Here is a 20487-nt window from a genome sequence, read left to right as displayed (position 1 = left end):
TTTAAAAGTACTTCTCATTCTCTTGACAATGGCTGCTTTCAGGTGTTAGAGTATGGGTAATCAGAGTGCACAAAGGCATATGCACTCTGCATAGTGGATAACAAGGTGGAACCACAATATCGTCCTTGGGATTTTCCTGAGGACGTTTTTTATCATCTATCCATAAAGTAAAAATTTGTAGGAAGAAACGGAGTACCTGTGATGCAAGGTCTACGCGAATTATGGGGAAAAATTAAATATAATATTCAGCGTGTTATGGACTCGGACCCTGCGGCAACCAGTGTGTGGATGGTCATCTGGACATATCCTCACATAACGGCGCTGTTCTGGCATTTCTTTGCACATCGCCTCTATAAGGCGGGATGGCCTATTTTAGCGCGTCGTATAGCTTTGCATTCACGTCATGTGACGGGCATAGAAATCCATCCGGGCGCTACCATCGGACGCGGATTATTTATCGATCACGGTATGGGTGTTGTTATCGGTGAAACCGCTATTGTAGGGGATAATGTGACATTATTTCACCAGGTCACACTCGGTGGTATGTCATCTAAGAAGGTGAAACGCCATCCGACGGTCGAGGATGATGTTCTCATCGGTACGGGTACGAAAATTTTGGGCGATATCACCATCGGTGCCCGCACTAAAATCGGCTGTAACCTCGTCATTAAGCACGATATACCTCAGGATATGGTCATCTTCGAAACAGACCCTGAAAACATGTATGTTCGAAAGTCCAGACTTAATACAAATAATAAAGCGATCTCGGAGGAAAAGAAGGTACCGGATGATTATATAGAATATTATATTTAAATTACTCTGATGGTTATATACCGACCTATTGCTGTAGGATTATTAGTCTTATAGTAATAGGTTATTTTTTTGATGATAAAGATTTTTATATATTGACACGGATAATTATTATTGTTATACTAACAATGTAATCAATATTGATTACAAATTAAATAAAAGAGTTAATGGCATAGATGCCAACTAAATGTATAAGTCTTTTGTTATACATGGTAATTGAGAATTGATTAATAATGGAGGAATTTATTATGAAAAACGTAGCACAAGTAAATCAATATTTAGCAGATCTTTCCGTATGGAACGTAAAATTGCATAACTTACATTTCAATGTAACAGGTTCACAATTCAAATCTATCCATGAATATTTGGAATCCATTTATGATGAAGCATTTGATTATTTTGATGCGGTAGCTGAGCATGTGAAAATGCAGGGTGAATTCCCGTTGGTTAACTCCGTTGAATATGCTAAATTGGCAAAAATCGGCGAATTGGGTCAGGAAGATGTTCCTCAACATAAGGTAATTGAGATTCTACTGAAGGATTTCAAATACATGAAAGATCAGGCCGCGGCTATTCGTGAAGCGGCAGGTAAAGAAGATAACTTCTTGCTTTCCAACATGATGGAAGACCATATTGAGTACTATGTAAAACAAATCTGGTTCATCGAATCCATGTTGAAATAATCTTGACGATGTTTTGCTGAGTATGATATGATTACTCAGTAAAGCATGGAGGATTACTCAAGAGGCTGAAGAGGACGGTTTGCTAAATCGTTAGGGCGGGTTACCGTCGCTAGGGTTCGAATCCCTAATCCTCCGCCATGCTGAGACCTCACATCGCTTGATGTGGGGTCTTTTTGTATATTTGTGTAGTGATGGGGTAATCGGTTGTGATGTCGCTTTGATTTATCTTATGATTTTACAGCGATAGCACGGGATATTATCACATCACAGAAGTGTATAAGGGTTATAGAGTTGACGTATACATAAGGGAGTTATTATAATAGATTGTATCAAATTTAATTTAAGGAGGCTCTTATGAATACAACATATACACGTCGATTGAAAATGATTTGCCGCACGTTAGGTGTCGGGGCTTTTTGTTTAACCGCTTCTTTGGGGGCTGTTCATGCTGAAAGTATCGCCATTCCCAGTGCCCGTCCTATGGTGGACGGTGTCAGCGCTGACACGGAGGTGGTACGCGCTTCCGACTCCAAACACAGTGTGAGCTCCGATGTGGTAACTCCGAACGATTGGACGTATACGGCATTGAAAACGTTGATTAAACATGGTTCTATCACGGATACTCATGGATTGGCCTTTGACGGTACGAGCTATACAAAGGATGAATTGATGCCCCTTATCGATGAGGTCGTGGAAAAACGGGAACAGATGAATGACAATGACCGCCAGTTTGCATTGCGCCTTTATCAAGAAAACATGCGCGATGTAATGGACTATCGTATCGCACGGGATAAGAAAGTTACGGACGAACGTCGTCAAAAAGCGGACCAGAAACGCGCCGCTAAGGCCAAAGCGTCGGGTAAGGAATACCGCGTAAGCGAATCGCAACAGGAGGCTCTCGATAAAGCTAATGATGAAGTGGCAAAGCCTGAAGAGCGCGCGTTGACGGATGAACAGATCAAGGAAAAAATGAAACATTTTAAAATTGATGATTCCCGCGTTAAAGTAGGCGGCGATGTTCGCATCCGTTACAGCGATTCCAAAAACGGTAAGGCTAAAACCGATGCGCGTGCAAGAACGGAGATGAAGTTCACTCTATAATCCTTACTTAGGGAGTTAGGATGATTGATTTTTTTAAACGACAATTGTTTACCGTTCATCAAAACGGTAAGCAGCATGTGAGTGAAGTCTTTAAATATATCGGTCCGGGTATTATCGTGACCGTCGGCTTCATTGATCCCGGCAACTGGGCCGCCAATCTGGCGGCCGGCGCCAGTTTCGGGTATCAACTTTTGTGGGTGGTGACACTGTCCACAATTATGCTCATTTTACTGCAACATAATGTAGCGCATTTAGGCATAGTCCGCGGCCAATGTCTATCGGAATGCGCCTATGAATTTTTGCCGCGCTGGGTTTCCCGCATTGTGCTCAGTACGGCCGGTATCGCTGCTGCGGCGACGGCTTTGGCTGAATTTATCGGTGCGGCGATAGCCTTGAAGATGCTTTTCGGTATACCGTTGCTGATCGGCAGCATCTTGACCGCTTTGATCTGTACGGTTATGCTGATCACCAATTCGTATCGTAAGCTAGAGCGTATCATCGCCGGCTTTGTGTCTCTCATTGCATTGGCCTATGTGGTAGAGGTCAATATGGTTCATGTGGATTGGGCTGCGGCCGGTATCGGATGGGTGAATCCTCAGATCCCAAATGAATCGATGCTCGTTATTTTGAGTATTCTGGGTGCGGTTATTATGCCGCATAATTTATTTTTGCACTCCGAGATCATTCAAAGTCGCCAGTTCAACACGCAGGATCCGACGGTGATAAAGAAACAGTTGCGTTATGAATTTCTCGATACATTGCTTTCGATGGGCATCGGGTGGATGATTAATTCCGCTATGATTTTATTGGCGGCAGCTGTCTTTTTTTCTCACGGCATAGAGGTGACGGAACTGGAACAGGCCGAGGAATTATTGCGGCCTTTAATCGGACCCGCAGCGGGTACCATCTTTGCATTGGCACTTCTCTTTGCCGGATTTGCATCATCCGCGACGGCGGGCATGGCCGGTGCGAGTATTTTTGCGGGCATGTTTGGCGAATCCTATGATATGAATGACTTTCACAGTCGTCTGGGATTGTCTTTGACGTATATTCCGGCGCTGCTGCTCATCATATTTGTAACGGATTCATTCCAAGCCTTACTGGTGTCTCAAATGTTTTTGAGCCTGCAGCTGCCTGTTACGATATTTCTGCAACTGTACATGACCAGCAGCCGTCATATTATGGGGCAATATGTAAATCGAACATTTACAAATATTGTACTGTGGGGCATCGGGATTATCGTCACTGTTATGAATATCTATTTACTCATAATGGGCTGATTAATTGTATATTGATGGATAATGCTCAGAACGGTGAAAGCATGTAATAAGTACATGTAATTTTATCTATATGTACTTTCAAATAGATGTAATTTTAAGTATATAATGCTATGTGCATATCATTTCAAGTATATGTTTAAGTGCAAGTAATTTATGGACCGCTTCGGCGGTCCATTTTTACACTCCGTATTTGCTCTCCCGCAGGAATGCTTTCAAAAGATATATTCATGACATGTAGTCAACGTATAGTTCATGTGAAAAGTGTATCCTCGGTATCCCAACGATGACGCGAAATATGTTACAATTAAAATTAAAGAAACGTTTGTGACGGCGCCGACCGGCGCAGTATTATATATCCTATTCAGGAGGAATTAATGGCAGATCAAAAGAATGTACAAGAACCTATTCAATCCGACTTCAGCATCGTTGTAAATGATATTGCGGAGGAATTGTTGACACGTCTCAATATGGATGATGACGGTACGATTATCGACATGTTCCAGACGGGTTCCTTCGACCCATGGCAACTGTTTGTATTTTATGCGGCACTTGAGCAGGCTCTCGTTGATTTCAGAACGGATAAACGTAAGAAGACAATCATCGTCCATGCTCAACCGGAGGCGCTCATCGGCATCGGTCGCGTTGTGACTCCGCTATCGACCTTGCTTGAACATGTATTGATGACCCGACTCGGGGACATGAGCGAAGGTCGTTTGGAAACAGGGATGCTCACCGTGTCCGCTGAAAGCATCGATTATGAAGGGGTAAATCTCAAGGGACGTCATGTGGTTATCGTTTGCGATCTTCTTGATGACGAGTCTCCATACCTCAAAGAGTGTATTAAATTGTGTAAGGAAATGAAAGCGGCTCACGTGGTAGCGGTACCGCTCATGTTGTGGAATCCGGAGCTTATCGATAATCTTACAGAGGAATCTATCAAGGCGGATCTAGCGAATGAAAATCGTCCTCTCTCCTAGTAAAACCAAGACCATTAGCGCACATGTGAAGGATGTATGCGCTCAGTTTCATCCGCAGATTACAGCATCCGTTTTAGAACATGTGAAATCCCTTGACGTAGAAACGCTAGGTAAGGCGCTCAAGCTGAAGGGCGATAAGGCCACGGCGGTACATGACTTTTATCGGCGACATGAGGAGTATCCCGTGGGGCGTGCCGGTGAGAGCTATGACGGCATCGCATTTAAATATTTGAACTGGTCCGGCCTGTCCGATCGGGCGAAGCGGTTTGGTGAACGTCATCTCGTCATATTGTCCGCGTTGTATGGCATCGTAGAACCTCACATGGGGATTCGCGATTATCGTCTCGACATGGTGGATAAAATCGGTATCAACCTTTATGATACATGGCGCGATGCGGTGAAGGACTACTTTCACAAAGAAGACTGGATATTGAATTTAGCATTGAAAGAATACGCTAAAATGCTGGATCATCCGAAGATTGTAACCGCGGAATTCTGGGAACTTCGCGGCGATGCCTATAAGCAGATGAGCACATCGTCCAAGATGAGTCGCGGCATGATGGCGCATGATTGTTTGATGCGTGAGGTGAAGCATGTGTGTGATTTGCCTCGTGAAATAAATGGATTTACATGTGTGACGGATATTGAATCCATTACGATACCAAGCGAATCGATGACGGTTCGTTATGAAAGGAAGTGATTGATTGCAAGTTCAGGATATTTTAGCGAAAGATCTCGTCGGCGATGCCGCATTGATCGAAGATGAGTTGCGGTTTCTCATGTCCGTAACGGATGAAGAACAGTTGCAATTGATCTATAAGAAAGCTTACGAAGTGAAGTCGAAATATGTGCAACCTGTGGCATATTATCGCGGTCTCATCGAGTTTTCGAATCGATGTATAAAGAACTGCAACTATTGCGGCATCCGCCGGGAAAATGATAAGGCCGAACGGTTTGATATGAATCGGGAGGATATCATTAAAATGGCGCAATGGGCGTACGATCATGAATACGGATCGATTACCTTGCAATCCGGCGAGCGCTGTGATGATGCATTTGTCGACTATGTGGTGGAACTTATTCGCGATATTAAAGCAATCGGTGACGGCTCTTTGGGGATTACCATGTGCGTCGGAGAACAGTCGGAAGAGGCGTACCGTCGTATGCGCGAAGCCGGCGCAAGCCGCTACTTATTGCGCATTGAAACGACGAATAAAGAATTATACTATAAAATTCATCCTCACGATGAATTGCACTCTTTTGAGACGCGCGTGGAATGCTTACGCCGTCTGCGCCGCGTCGGATTCCAGGTGGGCACGGGTGTCATGATCGGACTGCCGGGACAAACGGAAGAGGATTTAGTCAATGATATTCTGTTTTATCGCGATATGGATATCGACATGATCGGTATGGGACCTTATGTGGTGCATCATGATACGCCGCTCGGTCAGGAGGCCCTTGCGTTGGGTATCGATGATGAAGCGGGTAAATTGCGCCGCGTTCAACTGGGACTTAAGATGATTGCATTGACCCGTCTATTTTTGAAAGATGTAAATATTGCGGCCACTACGGCTCTACAGGCCCTCGATAAACTGGGGCGTGAAAAAGGTCTTGCCGCAGGGGCGAATATATTGATGCCCATCATAACGATTCCCGAACACCGCGCGAAATACTTGCTGTACGACAACAAACCATGTGTGGACGATAATGCGGAACAATGTAAGGACTGCCTAACGCGCCGCGTTATGTCCATCGGTGATACGGTGGGATGGAAACAGAACGGGGACTCCAAACATTACGGGAAAAGAACCGGAACATTTTAGTTCATTGTTCATATGAGTCATATACGGCATGACGATGATGTTATGTGTTGTATAGCATAAAAGGAGAGAATTTTATGGAAACGAAATGGTATTCGGATTTTTTTCAGTTGTTGGTGCATCCCTTTTCGAAAGGGATTGATCAAATTGTTGAATTCGGCACTTTGAAAAAGGGCTTTTGGGGCACGGTTTTCTTCTGGGCCATTCCTTATTTATTATTAGCTTTATTCGGCACGATGCTCATTCCCCTGTTGCCACGTAACGAGATCACGAATACTTTTCTTATGGTCCTTACCTTTGCCGGTGTAGCTTTCGTTTTGATTTGGTTTTTAGGAATTTTGCTGTCGTTTATCGGTGTAGCTATTTATTCTTATATTTTTAACTGGGTTGTTAAGAAAATGGGCGGTACCGATAATGTCAATGCGGTTATGAAAGTTAACTGGTACTTGGAAGGCTATGGCGTACTGTTTGGGACGGCATTTTATGCACTGCTTGTCATTCCTGCAGGTATATTAGTAGGCTTCTTCGATGCACCCACATTATTTGGGGTTGTATTTTCTATCAGCTTTATAGGTATGCTTGTTATCATGATCTGGGTATCCTTGGCGCTGATGGGAAAACAGGTCATGTTGTCAAAATTGAAAGTATTCCTGGCCTGTGTGGTTACGTCGCTTATCATTCTTATTATTTATGCATTATTTATAGCCTTATTAAACGGTTGCGCCTCATTAGTCGGCAGATAATTATAAAAATTTTATTTGATGTATTATTGTTGAAAAGACGGTCTGTGCATGTTTGCTCCGCGTCCCTGAGATGGCGGCATACGTACGGATCGTCTTTTGTCGTGCTAGATATAAACTGTTATCGTGGTGAAACTGTATTAAGAGATAATTAAAATATGGCTCTTATGTTCGATATATGTTATTATAATTTGTAAAACAATTGAATTGTAACTAGACAATTTAGACTATAATTAAGGATGATATACATGATAACTGAGTACACTGTTATAGATTTATTTTCTGGTGCAGGTGGTTTAAGTCAGGGATTTTTACAAGCAGGATTTAAAATTCTAGCAGGAATTGATTTTGATGAGGCTGCACTAAAAACTTACGCTCGTAATATAAAAGGTGCAAAGGCTTTGAAAGCAGATTTATTTCAAGAAGATGTTGCTATGGCAAATATTGCTAAAGTAATAAATAATGTAGACTTGGATGTTATTATTGCAGGACCACCATGTCAGGGGTTTAGTTTAACTGGTTCAAGAGATATTAATGATACTAGAAATAAGCTATACTTAGCAGTCGTTCATGCGGTTAAGTTTTTTAAACCTAAAGCTTTTTTGATTGAAAATGTTCCAGGTATGGCTACCCTATATAAAGGAAGAGTTAAAGAACAAATAATAAATACGTTTGAAGATTTAGGGTATAAAGTTTTTGTAACTGAAAAACCTTTATTAGCGGCTGATTATGGTGTTCCACAATTTAGAAGACGTATGTTTTTTGTGGGGTTTAGAAATGATTTGAGAATCGATTCATTTAAATTTCCGGAACCTATATTAGATTCAAGTTCTTATGTTGGGACTGCTGCCGCAATTTCTGACTTGCCCTCTTTAGAATTTGATTTAGGAAAACCAACTGCTGAGTATGAATGTGAGCCGCAAAGTGCTTATCAAAGGCTTATGCGAGAGGGGGCGGTTAAATTATATAATCATGTTGGAACAAAACATACAGAGGAAGTGAAATGGGTTATTAGTCAAGTCCCAGAAGGTGGGAATTATAAAGATTTACCACCAGGAGTTGGTGAATCAAGAAAATTTAATGAGGCATGGACTCGATATCATAGTCAACGGCCATCTAAAACTATTGATACAGGGCATAGAAATCATTTTCATTATAAATGGAATCGAGTTCCTACAGTAAGAGAAAATGCTCGTTTGCAATCATTTCCGGATCGATTTGAGTTTTTAGGAACTAAAACTCAACAAAATAGACAAGTAGGGAATGCAGTTCCGCCTTTGCTCGCACAAGTTATAGGTGAAGAAATAAAAAAGTATTTAGATCTTGCAAAAAAGAATAGGAAAAGGATCAAATATGAGAAAGCTTAATGTGATAGAACTCTTTGCAGGTGCAGGAGGACTATTAGATGGTTTTGAACAAACTAAAAAATATAATTTAATTGCTGCGGTAGAATGGTTAAAGCCTCAAGTAAGGACTTTAAAAAATAGGCTAAAATCTAAATATAATATGGGATGTTTGGTAGATGATATAATATTAAATTTTGATATACAACGATCGGAAGAGCTTTTTAATGGTTGGGAAGATTCAGATTATTTGCCTTCAGTAGGATTAAATCAACTTGTTGGTAATAAGTGTATTGATGTAATTTCTGGAGGGCCTCCATGTCAAGCATATTCAATAGCTGGAAGAATTAGAGATAAGGATGGAATGAAAAATGATTATCGGAATTTCCTTTTTGAAGCTTATATTCGCGTAGTAAAAGAGTATAGGCCTAAAATTATAGTATTTGAAAATGTAGAAGGAATATTATCAGCTATTCCAACTGGAGAAAGAATAACTGATTTGATTCGTACTGCATTTGCAGAAATAGGTTATGAAATAATTGATGATTTAAGAAAAGATGCTTTATTAGATTTAGCGGAATTTGGTGTCCCACAAGTTAGAAAACGAGTTATTATTGTTGGAGTTCGAAAAGATAAAAATATTAATTATCAAAATATATTAGAGAATTTTTATAGATGTACTTTAATGAAATATAAGGTTAATTATAGGCGAACGGTAAAAGATGCGATTGGAGACTTGCCACCGATTTATCCTGTTAAACAAGTAACTAAGAGAGTTGCTTATGATAATTTAAGTCAAATAAATGGACATAAATCAAGATACCATAATCTTAGAGATCAGGAGATATTTGGGATTTTAGCTAAAGATATAGAGGATAATGTAAATGAATTTAATTCAACTGATAAATTGATTAAATTATATCAAGAGAAGACCGGGAAAATTACGAATGTTCATAAATATCATGTATTGCGGTGGGATAAGCCTAGTAATACAATACCTGCACATTTAAAGAAAGATGGACTAAGACATATTCATCCGGATTCACGGCAAAAAAGAAGTATTACTGTTCGTGAAGCCGCAAGGTTACAAACTTTTGATGATGATTTTGAATTTATTGAGTCACAGGTTGCTAATTATGAAATGATTGGTAATGCAGTACCACCGTTATTTGCGAAAAAATTGGCATTAAGTATTCTTGAGTTGTATAAGTCTTTAGTTGCTAGTGAAAAATAAAAAGGAGAGTGCTTGTAGATGCTTTTGATCTGCACCCATTTTCTTGGAGAGATATAATTAAGCTACTTTTTGGGAATGAGTTCGGTATTCTACCGGACTCATTCCTTTTAATTTGAGCTTAATACGTTTTGTATTGTAATAATCAATATAATCTCTTAGTTTGTTGATAAAATCTTCATAGGAAGTAAATTCCTCTAAATATAACAACTCTGATTTTAGTAAGCCAAAGAAGTTTTCCATCACGCTATTATCCAAACAATTTCCTTTACGAGACATACTTTGGATGATAGCGTGATTTTTTAATGCTTTTTGATAAGCTCTATGCTGATACTGCCATCCTTGATCTGAATGTAAGATGCAGCCTTTGCTATGTGGCCTGTTCTTAAAGGCTTTATCCAACATAGATAATACCTGTGTTAATACAGGTCGTTCTGATATTTCATAGGATACAATTTCACCATTATACATATCTAAGATTGGTGATAAATAAACCTTACGCCCAAATAGGTGGAATTCTGTAATATCTGTTGCTCATTTTTGATCTGGCTTTGTTGCAGTAAAGTTTCGCTTAATAATATTAGGTGCGATTTTTCCTTCGATCCCCCTATATGAACGGTACTTCTTTAGACGAACTTTGCATGTTAAGTTTTCTTCCTTCATAATACGCATCACAACTTTATGATTCACCGTGAAGCCTAATTTATGTAATGCTATTGTGATTCGTCGATATCCGTAGCGACCTTTATTCATCGATACAAGTGTATGAATAGCTTCTCGTTCTTCTGCATATTTGTCTCCCTTTTTTATGCTAGCTAGGCGTGCATAATATGTACTACGACTAATGCCAAAGTACTTGAGCATAAACTGAAGGGGATATATTTTTCTTAATCTTTCGATGGCAATTGTTTGTGCTTTTTTTTTACAGCTCGGTTGGGTTTAGCAATTTCACGCATTTCTTTCATAAAGTCATCATAAAAAGATATTTCATACTTTAATCGAGCATTTTCAGCTTCCAGTTCTTTAATACGTTCCTTATCTGTTTTTTGGCTTGAATCTACTTGTATTTTAATTTCTTTCTTAGTCTTCATAGGTGCTCTACCTTTAGGCTTGGGGTGCAATCCCAAAATCCCTTCGTCTAAATACCGCTTTTGCCATGCTGCAATTAGACTAGGATTATCTAAACTAAATAATTCTGCTGTTTCTTTAAAGGATAACTTATCTTTCCATCTAGTTTCAAGAACTTTACGTTTAAAATCTGCTGTATATACTTGTTTACCAATTTTATGGGTCAAATTATGACTAAGGGTAAACTTGTATAACCAGTTTTTTACAGTGCTTTCTGGAATTTTAAGCTCTTTAGCGATTCTAAAGGGACTTAAATCTTTTTCAAAAAGGCTAATGACTTTTTCTTTAACTTCTTTTGAGTATTTTGACATAAAAAACTGCACCTCCAAAAATTGTGTCCAATTTTTGGGGTGCAGTTCATTTGTTCATCACAAGGCTCTCCTTTTTGTTTTTATACAGAAAAATCAGCGTAATATGTGCCTTCTTCAATTAATGATAGCGTAATAGTTGTTCTACCATAGTTTTCTAATGTTTCTAGAGTAATTAAATCATCTAAGCTAACATTTAATCGTTTTCTTAAATATCGGCCTAGAATGCTTTTGGTTGAAATTCGGATGCCATCCAGATAAGGCCTTTGTGCTTTATAAGAAGCTATTTGTTTAGGATAAATTTTATTATCATATTTTTGTTCTCCTTCGAGGGATGCCTCCATAACAACACCATCATCCCAAATTATTTCTATTGAATCAGAATTTCTTCTACGGGTACTAGTAGAAACGTAAGAAGTATCATAGGGTTTAATAAGTTCAGTCCCTAATTTTATAATGCTTTTTGGAATACGTATGTAAGCATCTCCTGCAGATACATGTGCATTAGCAAAACACCAATTTAATCCACTTTTTTTAGGAATAAATTTACCATTTGCTTGAGTTTCAGAATATAATGGAATATCAACAGTAAATAGTCTTTTTTGTTTAAAGTCGGTAATATGGCTGATGTTAAAGTTGGTATCGAATTCGATAATTGCTTGAGTGGATTTTAATGGTGGAGTTTCTGTTACTTCATTTAGTATAAATTTTGCATATTCTTTTAATGGTGAGAAGGTATCTCTAGTTGCATCAGCTAATGATTCTCGGAAATCTGTTCTAAGACCATTTGAAGAAAAATTTGCTGAGCCAATTAAAGCAGATAAAATTTTATCATCTTTTTTCCAAATATATATTTTAGAATGTATTTCTTGTCGACTATATAAAATATTTAGTTTATCATTTTGAGATTTGATTAAATTTAAGGAGTTTAATAGTCTGGCATCAATACCATTAGAGTACATTCCTCCAATTATAGTAATTTTCATATTAGGAAGTTCTCTTAATCGCTCGATAGGAGCGGGCCCTAGGTATCCGCTAATAATTAATAATTCATCTGGTTCATCGCTTAATAATTCATGTTTTGAAAAAATAATTTGCTCTAAATTTTTGTAATACAACATCACAACCTCCATAGAAACATACTTATTTATTTTAATTATAATATAAAATTAGTCTGTTTTGCGAAAGTATAAATATACTATAAATTTTCTTGATATTTCTTTTGAATTAATTTTGATCGGAAAAGAGGACTTTTACAAAGGAACGTCGAAATAGTATAGCAAAAGCGTAATTTGCCAATAAGGAGGCGATTCCGATGAAAGAGTATAGTAGTGACCGAATTCGAAATGTAGCTGTCGTATCCCATGATGGAGCGGGGAAGACTGCTCTTGTGGAATCTTTGTTATTAACCTCCGGTGCCGTTGATTTTGTCGGCCGTGGTCAAGATAATAAGCATATTATGGACTTTGAACCGGAAGAGATTAAGCGTAACGTGACCATTCAGTTGGGCATGGCCCCTTGTGAATGGCATGACCACAAGGTTAATTTCGTGGATACGCCGGGTTACAATGAATTCCATGGCGAAGTTCGTGCCGCATTGCGCGCCTGTGACGGTATGTTGATGGTGTTGAGCTCTACGTCCGGTGTTGAAACGGATACGGTGCGCGCCTGGGATTATGCTGTAGAATTACAAATGCCTTGCATGGCATTTATCAATAAAATGGATGTAGATGGTGCCGATTTCTTCGGTACTATTGAAAGAATGCGGGAATTATTCGGCAAGGGCATCATGCCGTTGCAGATTCCTATTGGTGAAGGCGCCGATTTCGAAGGCGTCGTAGACGTAGCGAAAATGACTGCGTTTACTTATAAGGACGGCCAACCGACAGAGATTGCTGTACCGGCTCATCTTATTGAAAAGGCTCAAGAAATACGGGAGTTAACCGTAGAAGCCGCGGCTGAAGGTAGCGATGAACTGTTGGAGAAATATTTAGAAGGTGAAGAATTAACGTTAGAGGAAATTCGACAGGGGCTACGCGAAGGGATGATTAGTGGCCGTGTATGCCCAATCATGTGTGGCAGTGCCACATCTCGGATTGGTTTAGATCAGGTGTTGGATCGGATGATCCGCTATATGCCGGATGCAACGAAAAAAGTGATGACCGCAACGGATGCGGAAACCGGCGAACAGCGGGCAGTACATGTAGATAAACCGTTAACTGCTTTCGTATTCAAGACGCTGTTAGATCCGTTCGCAGGAAAACAAAGCTTTGTACGAATCTTCTCAGGGGAACTCAAGGAAGGTGATAGACTATTCGATGTGAACCAGGGCGTAGAGGAAAAATGGGGCAAGATGGTTACCCTTATAGGGAAGCAACAGATTCCTGTTTCCGCTGCCAAAGCCGGGGATATCGTAGTGATACCGAAATTGCCGAATGCTAAGACAGGGGATACATTGACCGCTCCCGAGTTCAAAGTAACGTACGATGCGATTCGCTTCCCTCAACCGCTTTACACCGTGGCTATGGAACCGGTGAAAAAGGGTGAGGAGGAGAAATTAGCAAGTGCGGTGATGAAAGTAGCGGAGGAAGACCCTACTTGTGTAGTTGTGAAAAATGCGGAAGCCCGCCAATTACAGATCGACTGTATGGGCGAGGTGCATTTGGAACATATTCTTAATAAGATGGACCGTAAATACGGTGTACAGGCGAAACTTGTACCTCCATACATTCCATACCGTGAAACGATAAAAGGTTCTGCAGAAACAGAATCTAAATACAAAAAACAAAGTGGCGGTCATGGGCAATATGGGCATGTTAAGATTCAAGTGGATCCATTATATGATGGTAGCGACTTTGCTTTTGTAGACAAGATTTTTGGCGGTGCTGTACCACGGCAATATATTCCGGCGGTGGAAAAGGGTGCCAAAGAAACCCTGGATAAAGGTCTAATTGCAGGTTATCCTATGATTGGCGTACAGGTGACACTCCTGGACGGATCGTACCACAGTGTAGATTCCTCGGAGCTAGCATTTAAAGTAGCTACGTCACAGGCCATCAAGGATGTAATTCCGAAGGCGAAACCGGTCCTATTGGAGCCGATTTATGAGGTCAACGTGTTTGCACCGGATGCTTTCATGGGTGACATCATGGGCGATTTGAATAGTCGACGAGGTCGTGTATTAGGCATGGAACAAAGTGAAAGAACCGGTATATCCGTGGTCAAAGCACAAGTGCCGTTGGCGGAAATGTCGGATTATGTTACTGTATTGCGTTCGATGACGCAAGGACAGGGCGTATTCAATCGACAGTTCTACAGCTATGAAGAGGTTCCGCATAAGCAAGCCGAAGAAATTATCGCTGCTTTCAAAAATCGAGAATAAGATTTGATTATGTTCATGATTTAGTTTTTAGTTTTAAACTGACAATTGAATACACAATTTCATAAGCATAACAATTGACAGTAAGTCATAAATTTGAATAGTATTTTACGAGGCCCTCCATATATGTAGCGTATGGGGGGCTTTATGTTAATAATTAGCTAGTCCCTTGTCGGTATATATGCTACTATAAATATATTATGATTGAACGTAATACCGGGTTGCCTTTTGAAAGGATGTTATATATGTTTTTTTCTTCCATTGAAGCGGATTATACGAAAATGGGATATCCCGCGGCTATTGTGCGGGCCCTTGATTTTCTGAAGACTACGGACCTCAAATCATTATCCGGGGGCCGTCATGCTATCGAAGGCGATCTGATGTACGCCAATGTGGATGATGTGAAAACGAAGTTATTTGAAGAAACCAAGCCGGAATCGCATAAAAACTATGTGGATATACAGTTTATGGTGTGCGGTGAGGAACATATGGGGTTCTTTGTGGACCGAGGTAAAGTTAAACCCGTTGAATCCTATCCGGATCGGGACTGTTATTTTTATCCTAATGAAGCCGTCGATGAGGGCATGATTCATTGTCCGGAAGGGTATTACACCGTCTTTTTTCCGTCGGATATACATCGACCTCTGTTGGCTGTGAATGATAAACCGATCGATATTCGTAAAGTAGTAGTTAAGGTTCACGTATCTTTGTTATAAGATTGAGTTTTCCAACGGTTTGCCTGTAATATTCAGTGTGTAATGTGTGTCGCCTATATGAACTCGTGTGTATCAGTTGTTACGTTAGGCCGGTAGGAGGAGTATTATGAACCGATATCAGGTTGTTGGTATCGCATTGACATTACTGGGGGCCACCCTGTGGGGCGTGTCGGGAACAGCCGTCCAGTTTCTCGGGAACAGCCGAGGCATGAACTTGGAGTGGCTCGTCACGACGAGGCTTATCTTGGCCGGAGGTATTACGGTATGTTACACGTGGTTTCGCGACGGTAACCGAATATTCGACGTATTCAGGAGTCGCCGGGATACGATGCAGCTGCTGATTTTCGGTATCTTAGGCATGGGCATGTGTCAGTATACCTACTTTAACGCGATTCTGTTGGCCGGTGCGGGCATTGCAACGGTCCTTCAATATCTGGCGCCGTCCATGATCATTCTGTACGCCGTGTTTCGCTACGGTAAACATCCTACACGGGGCGAGGTTCTATCCGTTATTCTCGCGTTGGTGGGGACCATCTGCCTTATCGGTAATGACGGATTTTCCGCTGAAAGCATCCGTCTGGATGTACTCGTATGGGGGCTCTTATCTGCCGTAGGCGTAGCCGTTTACAGCGTGTCGCCGGTGCACTTGCTGGCTCGGTACGGCACCTTGCCGATCGTAGGCTTCGGGATGTTCCTCAGCGGCATTGCGGCAGGAATATTATTTCATCAGCCTGAGTCCTCCGCAACGTGGGATGTCTGGACCGGTTTAGGATATTTTTCCGTCATATTCCTCGGAACGATTGTATCCTTTAATTCCTATCTTGAAGGGGTTAAGCGCATCGGTGCCGTTCAGGGATCCATCCTGTCGTCCGTTGAACCGATATCCGCAGCCTTTTTTGCGTGGCTCCTCCTGGGAAATCAGTTCAGTGTTTTAGGCATCGTCGGGATGGCGCTTATCATTGCGACCGTTATCATTATCGCATTAGAAAAGAAATCTTAATCAGTTAGAAATAAATATTGAGAATCAGCCTGGAAATTTGTATAGACCTGGGCTGTTTTTTGTTTTACAATAGGTTCTTGTAGAACGTTTGTGAAAGTTTAATGATTGACTCATGAGCATGTTAATTGTTATGCAAATTGTGGTCGACTTTCACCATACGTCGTAATTATAAGATAAATCTCGCTGGATATTGGGGGAGAGATGGAACAGAAACAATGGGTCGGCATGGGGCTCACCATATTAGGGGCATTGCTGTGGGGACTGTCGGGAACGGCCGTACAATTTATTGAAGATGCGAAACATGTCAACGTGGAATGGTTGCTGGAGGTGCGGCTGATCGGGGCAGGCCTCATCACGGTTATATTGGCGTTTATGAAAGAGGGAACAGCCGTATTTAACGTTTTTAAAAGCCCCAAGGATATCATGAAGCTGCTCATTTTCGGCATCTTCGGGATGGCGATGTGCCAGTATACATATTTTAGATCAATCGCCCTTGCCGGTGTAGGGATTTCGACGGTCCTTCAATATGTGGCGCCGACGATGATTATCGTATATTTATTTTTGCGCTATCGCAATAAGCCGAGCTCCGGAGAGGTCGTATCGGTGTTCTTCGCCATATTGGGGACGATGTTGATCATGTTTCAAGGCGGTTTGGATATACAGAATGTAAATGGCGGGGTTCTCTTCTGGGGGTTGTTATCCGCATTAGGAATCACCGTTTACAGCTTGCAGCCGGTTGAGTTGTTGCGCACGTATGGCACGGGGCCGATTGTGGGCTTTGCCATGCTCATATCCGGCATGTTATCCATTTCTATTTTCGGCGCCTACGAATCGAAAGCCGTTTGGGACCATATGACGTGGTTAGGCTTATTTACCATCATCATCCTCGGTACGGTGGTGTCCTTTAACGCCTACATGGAAGGCGTCCGTCGCATCGGAGCCGTTCAGGGATCCATCCTGTCATCTCTGGAACCGATTTCGGCGGCTATGTTCGGCTGGGCGTTGCTAGGCAATGAATTTACCCTCACAGGAATTCTCGGTATGGTATTTATCATCAGCACCGTATTTATCATCGGCTGGGAACGGCACCGCAGAATCAAGCGTGAAGTACTGGCGAAGCTCAATAAGGCGGAGCTGGCATAATCGATTGATCTTAAAGTTGTTTTTTATAAATAGGTACCAAGCAGACAATTATATATATTGTATACATAGCCGTACTCGGTTGACTATCCGCATATCTGTTCATATAGTAAAGATATGCGGATTCTTTGTTTATAGAGGAGGTTTCTATGTCTGTTCAGAGTTTTGTAGAGAAACGGCGCGATGTTTTTATCGCGATGCGACGGGATTTTCACATGTATCCCGAGCCGGGGTGGCTTGAGTATCGCTCCGCGGCAAAGGTGGCGGCGCGTCTTATTGAACTGGGGTATGACGTGGACCTCGGGGCGGATGTCCTCGATTTGGATGCACGCATGGGACTTCCCGGCGATGAGATCATGAAAGCCGCCATGGATCGTGCCGTTGCGGAAGGGGCCGATCCTGAACTGGTAGAAAAAATGGGTTACGGTAAAACGGCCATCGTAGCCACAATGAAATTCGACGATGACGGCCCTACGGTGGCATTTCGGGCGGATATGGACTCAAATGATGTCATAGAATCAAATGAGGCCGGTCATATACCCGCAGATAAGGGCTTTCGCTCCCGCCATGACAAGGCGATGCACGCATGCGGCCATGATACGCATATGACGATGGGCCTCGGACTGGCGGAATATGTGGCTGCGCATAAGGCTAACTATAAAGGTACGATTAAGCTCATATTCCAACCGGCGGAGGAAGGTGTACGCGGTGCAAAAGCCATGGCTGAAGCCGGTGTGGTGGATGATGTGGATTTGATGTTCGGCATGCATATCGGATTTAACGAAAACCTGTCCAACTGCTTTGCCTGCAGTGATCACGGCTTTCTGGCCACCACCAAGCTTGATGCGGTATTTCACGGTTATTCCGCGCATGCCGGCGGATCTCCTGAAAAGGCGCAAAATGCGATGCTTGCAGGCTGTACGGCGGTTCTTAACTTACAGGCTATCGCTCGCCATAGCCGGGGGGCTTCCCGTATGAATGTGGGCGTGTTTGAAAGCGGTACCGGCCGCAATGTAACGCCGGACGTGGCGGTTCTTAAACTTGAAACGCGCGGCGCCACAACGGAAATCAACGATTATATGATCAATCGGGCAAAAACTATTATTAAAGCTGCAGCGGAAATGCACGACTGTACCTATGAAATTACAAAACAGGGTGAAACGCCGGCAGGCCGCATCAGTGATGATTTAGCCCTAGAAGTACAAAAGATTATTGAGCCTTTAGGTATCTTTAAAGAGGTTCTTTTTGACTATAGTGGCGGCGGCAGTGAAGACTGTGCGTATTTCCTCAATCGCGTCATCGATAACGGCGGTAAGGCGACGTATATGGTGTTGGGCTCTGCCATTAAGGCGCCGCATCATAATCCTCTTTTTGATATCGATGAAGAAGACATGCTGAACGGTATCGTCGCATTATGTTCTATAGCGGAACATTATTTGAAACGATAATTCTGACAGAATCACCACACTAAAATGATAAATCTGACCGAATCAGCATACTCCTTGTATAGATTAAAACGGTTAAGAATGGTTTATGAAATGCAGTATATTGGTAAAGGAGCGTCTATGATACAACGGGAACGATTAGCTGAGGACTTTAATAATATGGCGATCTTTACAGCGCCGGGTGAAGGTATCAATCGCCTTGCTTTCACAGATGCGGACTGGGACGGGCGTCAATATATCATGGACCGCATGACTGAGGCGAGGTTGACTGTTGAGACCGACGGATTTGGCAATGTTATCGGCTATAAGGCAGGTAAGAATCCAGACTTGCCCGTCGTGATGGTCGGATCCCATACGGATAGTGTGCCTAATGGTGGGAACTATGACGGTGTTGTCGGCGTATTGTCCGCAATCGAAGCGGTTCGCAGTATGACGGATGACGGATTTGCGCACGATCATACCATTGCTGTGGTGTCTTTCATGTGTGAGGAATCCAGCCGATTTGGCGCGGCCACATTAGGCAGCAGGGCGATGCGAGGCGAATTGACCGCAAAGGATTTACACCGCTTAGTTGATAAAGGGGGAATCTCACTGTATGAGGCGTTACAGACTCGTAACCTCGATCCGGATGCTATTGAACAGATGCAATATAAGAGAGCTGTGAAAGCTTTCATAGAAATTCATATTGAGCAGGGCAAGGTTCTTGAGCACGAACAGAAAAAAATCGGTATCGTTACAGGTATTGCGGCACCGGAGCGTTTCTATGTGACCGTTCGGGGGCACGCGGATCACAGCGGCGCCACGCCGATGAATTTACGTCACGATGCGCTGTGCGGTGCGGCGAAAATCATCCTCGGCATTGAGGAAATCACCTCGATGCAGGAGGAACCGCCTGTTGTGGGAACCGTTGGTATTGTAGATGTTAGCCCCGGTGCGATGAATGTAATTCCGGGCGCTGTGAAACTGGGCGTCGATATTCGCAGTATGTCCAAGGTGGCTCGGGATTCCGTGGTGACCCTTGTGAAAGAATACATCGATGTAATCGCCGGAAAACGCGGTCTGACATATACCATCGAGCCGATTGCTCAGGACCGGCCGGTGGCGATGCATCCGGCTATGATTGCACAGATTAAGGCGGCTGTTCAGTCTTTAGGCGTAGAGTATATGCGTATGCCGAGCGGAGCCGGTCATGATGCCATGCATTGGGCGGAGGCTGTCCCTACAGGGATGATATTCATTCCGTGTCGCGACGGTATCAGCCATAATCCGGCGGAATTCGCCGAGATGGACGATATCGTGACCGGGGCGAGGGTTCTGGATACGGTATTGCGCAGCCTCAGCTCAGCTGAAACAAGGCTCATCTAACTACTATAAGGGATTATCTGA

Annotated in this window: 20 protein-coding genes and 1 tRNA gene; 17 read left to right on the top strand and 4 right to left on the bottom strand. The window is 42.3% G+C overall.

The window, feature by feature from the left end; genetic code table 11:
- The first annotated feature begins 198 nt into the window (after positions 1-198).
- The 11 genes from epsC (at position 199) to HMPREF1521_RS04910 (ending at position 9988) form a co-directional block, all read left to right on the top strand.
- Positions 199-813: a serine O-acetyltransferase EpsC gene (gene epsC, locus HMPREF1521_RS04960; protein ID WP_051435752.1), complete on the top strand. Its 615-nt coding sequence runs from the start codon at positions 199-201 to the stop codon at positions 811-813.
- A 245-nt stretch (positions 814-1058) separates the two neighbouring features.
- Positions 1059-1493 (top strand): DNA starvation/stationary phase protection protein, encoded by a 435-nt coding sequence (locus tag HMPREF1521_RS04955; protein ID WP_038116606.1) that lies wholly within the window; start codon positions 1059-1061, stop codon positions 1491-1493.
- Between the two features lie 47 nt (positions 1494-1540).
- Positions 1541-1631: transfer RNA gene (locus tag HMPREF1521_RS04950), tRNA-Ser, on the top strand.
- A gap of 216 nt (positions 1632-1847) precedes the next feature.
- Entirely contained in the window at positions 1848-2594 is a 747-nt protein-coding gene (locus HMPREF1521_RS04945; RefSeq protein ID WP_038116605.1) for a hypothetical protein, read from the top strand.
- 20 nt (positions 2595-2614) lie between these two features.
- A complete protein-coding gene (locus HMPREF1521_RS04940; RefSeq protein ID WP_038116602.1) occupies positions 2615-3874 on the top strand; it encodes an Nramp family divalent metal transporter in 1260 nt (419 codons plus the stop codon).
- Between the two features lie 374 nt (positions 3875-4248).
- Positions 4249-4851: a hypothetical protein gene (locus tag HMPREF1521_RS04935; RefSeq protein WP_038116598.1), complete on the top strand. Its 603-nt coding sequence runs from the start codon at positions 4249-4251 to the stop codon at positions 4849-4851.
- Positions 4829-5551, top strand: a complete 723-nt coding sequence (locus HMPREF1521_RS04930; RefSeq protein ID WP_038116596.1) for a YaaA family protein — start codon at positions 4829-4831, stop codon at positions 5549-5551. The genes HMPREF1521_RS04935 and HMPREF1521_RS04930 overlap by 23 nt, the downstream gene beginning before the upstream one ends.
- Positions 5552-5555: 4 nt before the next feature.
- On the top strand, positions 5556-6674 hold the full coding sequence (gene hydE / locus HMPREF1521_RS04925) for a [FeFe] hydrogenase H-cluster radical SAM maturase HydE (protein ID WP_038116594.1): 1119 nt from the start codon (positions 5556-5558) through the stop codon (positions 6672-6674).
- A gap of 74 nt (positions 6675-6748) precedes the next feature.
- Positions 6749-7414 (top strand): hypothetical protein, encoded by a 666-nt coding sequence (locus tag HMPREF1521_RS04920; RefSeq protein ID WP_038116588.1) that lies wholly within the window; start codon positions 6749-6751, stop codon positions 7412-7414.
- Between the two features lie 245 nt (positions 7415-7659).
- A complete protein-coding gene (locus HMPREF1521_RS04915; RefSeq protein WP_038116584.1) occupies positions 7660-8778 on the top strand; it encodes a DNA cytosine methyltransferase in 1119 nt (372 codons plus the stop codon).
- Complete coding sequence (locus tag HMPREF1521_RS04910) at positions 8765-9988, top strand: DNA cytosine methyltransferase (protein WP_038116582.1); 1224 nt, start codon at positions 8765-8767, stop codon at positions 9986-9988. The genes HMPREF1521_RS04915 and HMPREF1521_RS04910 overlap by 14 nt, the downstream gene beginning before the upstream one ends.
- 57 nt (positions 9989-10045) lie before the next feature.
- Here the strand turns inward: HMPREF1521_RS04910 and HMPREF1521_RS08955 are convergent, their stop codons facing one another.
- The 4 genes from HMPREF1521_RS08955 to HMPREF1521_RS04895 form a co-directional block, all read right to left on the bottom strand.
- Complete coding sequence (locus HMPREF1521_RS08955; RefSeq protein WP_084214627.1) at positions 10046-10510, bottom strand: IS3 family transposase; 465 nt, start codon at positions 10508-10510, stop codon at positions 10046-10048.
- 9 nt (positions 10511-10519) lie between these two features.
- Entirely contained in the window at positions 10520-10849 is a 330-nt protein-coding gene (locus HMPREF1521_RS09160) for an IS3 family transposase (protein WP_084214626.1), read from the bottom strand.
- A gap of 23 nt (positions 10850-10872) precedes the next feature.
- Entirely contained in the window at positions 10873-11424 is a 552-nt protein-coding gene (locus HMPREF1521_RS04900; protein WP_156924913.1) for a helix-turn-helix domain-containing protein, read from the bottom strand.
- Positions 11425-11504: 80 nt separating this feature from the next.
- Complete coding sequence (locus HMPREF1521_RS04895; RefSeq protein ID WP_038116581.1) at positions 11505-12542, bottom strand: restriction endonuclease PLD domain-containing protein; 1038 nt, start codon at positions 12540-12542, stop codon at positions 11505-11507.
- A 194-nt stretch (positions 12543-12736) separates the two neighbouring features.
- On the opposite strand from HMPREF1521_RS04895, the gene fusA reads away from it, so the two are divergent.
- The 6 genes from fusA (at position 12737) to HMPREF1521_RS04865 (ending at position 20466) form a co-directional block, all read left to right on the top strand.
- Complete coding sequence (gene fusA / locus HMPREF1521_RS04890) at positions 12737-14803, top strand: elongation factor G (RefSeq protein WP_038116578.1); 2067 nt, start codon at positions 12737-12739, stop codon at positions 14801-14803.
- Positions 14804-15045: 242 nt separating this feature from the next.
- Positions 15046-15516: a YhcH/YjgK/YiaL family protein gene (locus HMPREF1521_RS04885; RefSeq protein WP_038116574.1), complete on the top strand. Its 471-nt coding sequence runs from the start codon at positions 15046-15048 to the stop codon at positions 15514-15516.
- A 106-nt stretch (positions 15517-15622) separates the two neighbouring features.
- Entirely contained in the window at positions 15623-16516 is an 894-nt protein-coding gene (locus HMPREF1521_RS04880; RefSeq protein WP_038116570.1) for a DMT family transporter, read from the top strand.
- Between the two features lie 201 nt (positions 16517-16717).
- Entirely contained in the window at positions 16718-17659 is a 942-nt protein-coding gene (locus tag HMPREF1521_RS04875) for a DMT family transporter (RefSeq protein WP_038116566.1), read from the top strand.
- A gap of 146 nt (positions 17660-17805) precedes the next feature.
- Entirely contained in the window at positions 17806-19104 is a 1299-nt protein-coding gene (locus HMPREF1521_RS04870; protein WP_038116563.1) for an amidohydrolase, read from the top strand.
- A 117-nt stretch (positions 19105-19221) separates the two neighbouring features.
- Positions 19222-20466: a M20 family metallo-hydrolase gene (locus tag HMPREF1521_RS04865; RefSeq protein WP_038116561.1), complete on the top strand. Its 1245-nt coding sequence runs from the start codon at positions 19222-19224 to the stop codon at positions 20464-20466.
- The last annotated feature ends 21 nt before the right edge of the window (positions 20467-20487 follow it).

This window comes from Veillonella sp. AS16, from assembly GCF_000517785.1.
GTDB lineage: Bacteria > Bacillota > Negativicutes > Veillonellales > Veillonellaceae > Veillonella > Veillonella denticariosi.
Note: the sequence above shows the minus strand (reverse complement) of the source record. Positions and strands in the feature narration are given on the sequence as shown.

Coding starts and splice junctions, on each gene's coding strand:
- HMPREF1521_RS04885 (WP_038116574.1), top strand. CDS start 15,046: ATGTTTTTTTCTTCCATTGAAGCGGATTATACGAAAATGGGATATCCC.
- HMPREF1521_RS04945 (WP_038116605.1), top strand. CDS start 1,848: ATGAATACAACATATACACGTCGATTGAAAATGATTTGCCGCACGTTA.
- HMPREF1521_RS04895 (WP_038116581.1), bottom strand. CDS start 12,542: ATGTTGTATTACAAAAATTTAGAGCAAATTATTTTTTCAAAACATGAA.
- HMPREF1521_RS09160 (WP_084214626.1), bottom strand. CDS start 10,849: ATGCTCAAGTACTTTGGCATTAGTCGTAGTACATATTATGCACGCCTA.
- HMPREF1521_RS04870 (WP_038116563.1), top strand. CDS start 17,806: ATGTCTGTTCAGAGTTTTGTAGAGAAACGGCGCGATGTTTTTATCGCG.
- HMPREF1521_RS04915 (WP_038116584.1), top strand. CDS start 7,660: ATGATAACTGAGTACACTGTTATAGATTTATTTTCTGGTGCAGGTGGT.
- HMPREF1521_RS04900 (WP_156924913.1), bottom strand. CDS start 11,424: ATGTCAAAATACTCAAAAGAAGTTAAAGAAAAAGTCATTAGCCTTTTT.
- HMPREF1521_RS04920 (WP_038116588.1), top strand. CDS start 6,749: ATGGAAACGAAATGGTATTCGGATTTTTTTCAGTTGTTGGTGCATCCC.
- HMPREF1521_RS04910 (WP_038116582.1), top strand. CDS start 8,765: ATGAGAAAGCTTAATGTGATAGAACTCTTTGCAGGTGCAGGAGGACTA.
- HMPREF1521_RS04940 (WP_038116602.1), top strand. CDS start 2,615: ATGATTGATTTTTTTAAACGACAATTGTTTACCGTTCATCAAAACGGT.
- fusA (WP_038116578.1), top strand. CDS start 12,737: ATGAAAGAGTATAGTAGTGACCGAATTCGAAATGTAGCTGTCGTATCC.
- HMPREF1521_RS04880 (WP_038116570.1), top strand. CDS start 15,623: ATGAACCGATATCAGGTTGTTGGTATCGCATTGACATTACTGGGGGCC.
- HMPREF1521_RS04955 (WP_038116606.1), top strand. CDS start 1,059: ATGAAAAACGTAGCACAAGTAAATCAATATTTAGCAGATCTTTCCGTA.
- HMPREF1521_RS04875 (WP_038116566.1), top strand. CDS start 16,718: ATGGAACAGAAACAATGGGTCGGCATGGGGCTCACCATATTAGGGGCA.
- HMPREF1521_RS04865 (WP_038116561.1), top strand. CDS start 19,222: ATGATACAACGGGAACGATTAGCTGAGGACTTTAATAATATGGCGATC.
- HMPREF1521_RS04930 (WP_038116596.1), top strand. CDS start 4,829: ATGAAAATCGTCCTCTCTCCTAGTAAAACCAAGACCATTAGCGCACAT.
- HMPREF1521_RS04935 (WP_038116598.1), top strand. CDS start 4,249: ATGGCAGATCAAAAGAATGTACAAGAACCTATTCAATCCGACTTCAGC.